Origin of the sequence: methanotrophic endosymbiont of Bathymodiolus puteoserpentis (Logatchev) (assembly GCF_900128525.1) — a bacterium.
Classification (GTDB): domain Bacteria; phylum Pseudomonadota; class Gammaproteobacteria; order Methylococcales; family Methylomonadaceae; genus Methyloprofundus.
This window is the reverse complement of record NZ_FQTQ01000040.1, coordinates 1-1,484: the sequence shown is the minus strand read 5'-3', so window position 1 is coordinate 1,484 and position 1,484 is coordinate 1. Positions and strand designations below refer to the sequence as shown.

Genomic DNA, 1,484 nt, shown 5'->3' with positions numbered 1-1,484 from the left:
ATCATTATAATTCTTAAATTGAACTTGCCTAAATTAATTTGTGCTCATTCCTTAGACAGTATGGGCATTATGCGTTTGATTATGTATATAGAAGAACAATTTGGTGTCACCCTGCCCGATTCAGAAATTGATCCTGATAACGTCAATTCATTCAACGCTTTGGAGCAATGGGTATTGCAGCATAAGTCATGAGTGCAGCTAACACAGACATCATCCAAATGCTCAATCCATCCGATTGCTTTACTTTAGCAATGGATGAGGAAATACGCCAAGAGCAAATGCCCGGCAGTCTTTGTGGCTTTGCCTTGGAACTCTCAAGCACACCCGATATTGACGCATTGGAACAACGTATTAATGAATTCGGTATACGTTTTCCGCTTGCTTTTGCTAGCTTACAGCAGCGTGGTAAACGCTATTTTTGGTGTCAACGCGAACAAGAACATCCACTTTTTTATCAACATTATAATACCCATAAAATAGACGAGGTCATATTTCATAAAGAAACGGTTGTTAGACTGCTAAATCACAAACAAGACCGCGAAACCATTCCACCCGTTGAATTCCACCTTATTAATAGCACAGCAAAAAACACCTTTTTAATGCGTTGGATCCACCCTTTTTGTGATGCCCGCGGCGCTGATTTAATTTTAAAATATTTATGCACAGAATCTTTAGACGCTCGTAAGCGTTTTGATTTACCTAAACTAGAGCCGCTAGTCAATACTCAATTAGCTAAATATAAATGGTGGCAAAAGGTTGGCATGTTTTTTAAAGCTAAACGCTACATTTCCAAATTAGATAACTTGCAAAGCATTATCCATGCAGATACTAGCTTAGCTCCTAAACAATTAAATTTTAATACCTACACGCTTAGCCTAGAACAGACCCAAACAATTAATACTCTAGCACGCCAACAAGTCGGCTTAACCGGCACAAGCTTATATTATGTAGGTTGTTTTATGCGCGCCTTGCACAAGATGAATCCCGAACAAGCAGGAGAAGCCTATTGCACGCCTTACGCCTTTAATTTACGTAAAAATAAAGCGCTAAGCCCTCTGTTAAGTAACCACGTCGCCCCTTTATTTGCTCAAGCACCCAAAGCTTTGCTCGCTGATAGAATCGCCCTATTTGAGCACCTAAAACAACAGAATATGCAGACTATACGCAAAAAGTTCGACTATGCCTTTCTGCCAGTTATGTGGGCTGCTAGTTGGCTATCCTTAGAACAGCACGGCGAAAAACTACGCAACTCCATGCGCACCGGCACCGAACGCAGCTCCTTTTGGTTTTCTGATATAGGTCATGTTGATTTATCTAACAACACTTTTTTTGGTAGCGACATCACCAAAATATATCACCTATGCCAAATTTCCAGCCCACCTGCCCTCGCCTTTTTAAGCTGCCAGTTTAATAAACAGCTTACATTTAGCTATAACTTTATCGAGCCTTTATTCACACAAGCATGGATAGAGCGTTTGCATGAA

2 protein-coding genes are annotated in these 1,484 nt (G+C 40.4%); both read left to right on the top strand.

The features are described from left to right. A complete protein-coding gene (locus BQ7314_RS02155; RefSeq protein ID WP_245394889.1) occupies positions 1–192 on the top strand; it encodes an acyl carrier protein in 192 nt (63 codons plus the stop codon). Further along, the coding region (locus tag BQ7314_RS02150; protein WP_174482062.1) for a hypothetical protein at positions 189–1,484 on the top strand (1,296 nt) is incomplete at its 3' end. The genes BQ7314_RS02155 and BQ7314_RS02150, both read left to right, overlap by 4 nt.